3 protein-coding genes and 1 pseudogene are annotated in these 2,632 nt (G+C 56.5%); 1 reads left to right on the forward strand and 3 read right to left on the reverse strand.

All coding sequences use genetic code 11. From position 1 onward, the window contains the following. A partial coding sequence (locus BO74_RS20830) for a hypothetical protein (protein ID WP_496445283.1) occupies nucleotides 1-432 on the forward strand: 432 nt, incomplete at its 5' end. Nucleotides 433-545: 113 nt separating this feature from the next. Here the strand turns inward: BO74_RS20830 and BO74_RS20835 are convergent. The 3 genes and pseudogenes from BO74_RS20835 to BO74_RS20845 all read right to left on the reverse strand — a co-directional run bounded on the left by BO74_RS20835 (nucleotide 546) and on the right by BO74_RS20845 (nucleotide 2,405). Then, nucleotides 546-1,142, reverse strand: a complete 597-nt coding sequence (locus tag BO74_RS20835) for a plasmid pRiA4b ORF-3 family protein (RefSeq protein WP_496445287.1) — start codon at nucleotides 1,140-1,142, stop codon at nucleotides 546-548. A gap of 42 nt (nucleotides 1,143-1,184) precedes the next feature. Then, nucleotides 1,185-1,525 (reverse strand): annotated as a pseudogene (locus BO74_RS20840) (transposase); the annotation flags it as partial. A gap of 391 nt (nucleotides 1,526-1,916) precedes the next feature. Then, nucleotides 1,917-2,405: a hypothetical protein gene (locus BO74_RS20845; protein WP_496445285.1), complete on the reverse strand. Its 489-nt coding sequence runs from the start codon at nucleotides 2,403-2,405 to the stop codon at nucleotides 1,917-1,919. Nucleotides 2,406-2,632: the final 227 nt, after the last annotated feature.

Here is a 2,632-nt window from a genome sequence, read left to right on the forward strand (position 1 = left end):
AACCCGAAATTCAAGCGTTATTCGGGCCGAATCTATAACTACCCGGACGGAGAGCGCGCCATCGGTGGCCACAAAGTCATCCCTGCGACCACGCAATCAAAGGAAATTTTTGAACTGCGTCAGTGCAATCTCGTGGAGGTCAGACCAGGCTCTTTCGGTATTACCCCCTCGGCGCATGACGACGGATGGCGTCGTCTTCAAGGGCATACACCTGGAATCGATCTATTGAAAGGAGAGGACGACTCACCGGTCCTGAAAAGTTTGCTGGTGGCTGCAAATGCGGGCATCCGCGTCGACATCACGGTCTGCGTTGTGGAAAAGGTGGCAACGGGAGAGCGATGGTGCACGCCAATTTCTATCCAGAACAAGCATGAGGTGTTTGCGCAAGGGCGTGAGTGGCTTGCCTTCCTCGAAGAGAGCTTGGGTCAGTGAACATAATCCGGAACAGACTGCAGCCCAAGAGCAGGCATACGGCTGTTGTTGCGCGCCTCAATTTACCCAGTCTGCGTGAATTCGTAACCGTCCGGCCAATACCGTCTTGAGGACTAGAGTTTGATGTTCTGAAGGTCGAGATTAATAGCGACGAAGTCGAATTGGCTAGGGTCGAAGGGACGTCCGTACCAGTTGAGCATGTCCTCATGATCTGGATGTTTCGGATCGGCCATTGCGGTGACGAAGTCGACATAGCCAAGCTCACTTCCCACATCTTCCGGTGGGCAGGCATTTGCCCCGGCGATGCAGACCGCGCATCGGGCGAACTCCGGATCCGGCGCCAGGCGTTTCTCGACTTTGATCCGGTGCTCCCAGTTATCGCCGAAGTCGTAGGTGTAACGAAACGATTTGGCGTTGCCCAAGGCAGTTCCCAGCCGCACCCGTTGTTCTGACCGCGCCGGGGTGCCAAAGTCGTAGTCCGGATCGGGGACGCCGTAGGTCTCGCCAGCGATGTCGAAGTCGTGCAGGTGGCAATCGTGCCAGCCCATTGTTACCTGGATGACCTGATGCAGCTTCGGCAGCGTGATCGACTCCGGGACGATGATCCGCCGCCAGATAACCGGTTTGATCCACGCAAGTTCGATGCGCAGTTGCAGGCGCTCCGGTACGCGCCGGGTCTTCGGTTTCGCGAGGTGAACCACGTTGCTCATAGCCAGGCCACTTTCAGAATCGATTCGGCGATCGTCAGGCCCAGAGTCCCGGGTCACCGATAATTCGTGTTCCTTGTCGATCATCGCTTTGCGCTCGCATCGCCCACGCGACCGAGCGCGCCGGCCAAAAAATCAATCTCCAATGCCTGCTGGCCAATCTTGGCGTGAAGTTCCTTGAGATCCTGCAGGGCTGACTGCTTCTCCGCGGCGCTGGCAAACACACCGGCAGCGTTCTCCAGCAGTTGGGTTTTCCATTGCGTGATCTGGTTCGGATGAGCATCGAACCGCTCCGCCAAGGCGGACAGCGTCTCATCGCCTTTGAGGGCTGCCAAGGCAACTTTTGCCTTGAAAGCGGCAGTGTGATTACGTCTCGGTCTTCTCATTGCTCTCTGCTCCTGTGGGTCGGCAACTTTCGTCGCCATTGAAGCAGAAATATCACTTATCCCGATGTCCGATTTACCGGGAACACCTCTCCTATAAGTGGCTCCCAATTATTCGACCAACAATGCCCTGAACCGTTCGGCACGGAAACCACGATTAGAACAGGGGGGATTGTTTTAAGAACCGACGACATTTGAAGCCACCTCTTCGCGCTGATTCTGCGAAAGAGGAAGAGCGCCAGGCCCGTATTCGACAAGCCGCCCATCCTTCCACCCTGCAACAACTCGTCCGGCATTCACTGCATTTCGAACTGCATCTTGTCCTGCAAATTTTGCAGCAAGCAAGACAGCGTCCAGCGGAAGATTTGAAATTTGCCTTTTCACCTTCTGAACACTAAGCGCCCCCGAGAAACGTGTCAATATGTGCGCCAAGCTCATGGTGCCGACAAGTCTTGAAGGCAAGCTGTGTGCGCAAGCACGCCTGCGTTGATGGACCGGAAATCGACGGCACATCATCGACCGGGACAAGTTCCGGCCGCTCTTCAACCCGGATTTCCCAATAGAGAAATTCAGGAGGTATTCGCATGCACGAAGCGGAAGGGCAAATCGAAGCGCTTCGTCCGGTCCCAGAGGCCTTCGAACCACTCGCGGTGACGTAGATGCATGCCCGTTTCGGGGCAGCCAGCACTGCGACGACGGTAGCGTCATCCGGCAACGGGGTGGCCGTGTCCAGCCACCCCTGTGTGCTGGCCAGTGTCCGCAGGGCAGCCGCCGTGCGTCGCCCCATGAGACCGCTCTTGGCAATATTGCGGTCGGAATCGCCCTGACGCATACGTATCAGGGCCTGTCGGTAGTGGTGCATTTCGATCTTCCTCCTGCTCATCAACCCTCCGGCAAAAAGCCGCCGAGGGTAGCGAGTCATAGTTGAAATTCCGCAATGCCCGTTGCTTACTTCTTCAGTGCCGGTGGCGCCATTACGCCTATCATCAAGTGGCGCCTATACACCGATCACGCACTGGCTCCATTACGCCGGTCACGGCTTGGCTCCTATATGCCGATCATCGAGTGGATCCTATAGATTCGGCCCGAATAACGCTTGAATTTCGGGTT

The organism is Propionivibrio pelophilus DSM 12018 (genome assembly GCF_059569095.1).

Excerpts from the sequence above, each read along its gene's own strand:
- BO74_RS20845 (WP_496445285.1), bottom strand. The coding sequence starts at position 2,405 with ATGAGCAGGAGGAAGATCGAAATGCACCACTACCGACAGGCCCTGATA.
- BO74_RS20835 (WP_496445287.1), bottom strand. The coding sequence starts at position 1,142 with ATGAGCAACGTGGTTCACCTCGCGAAACCGAAGACCCGGCGCGTACCG.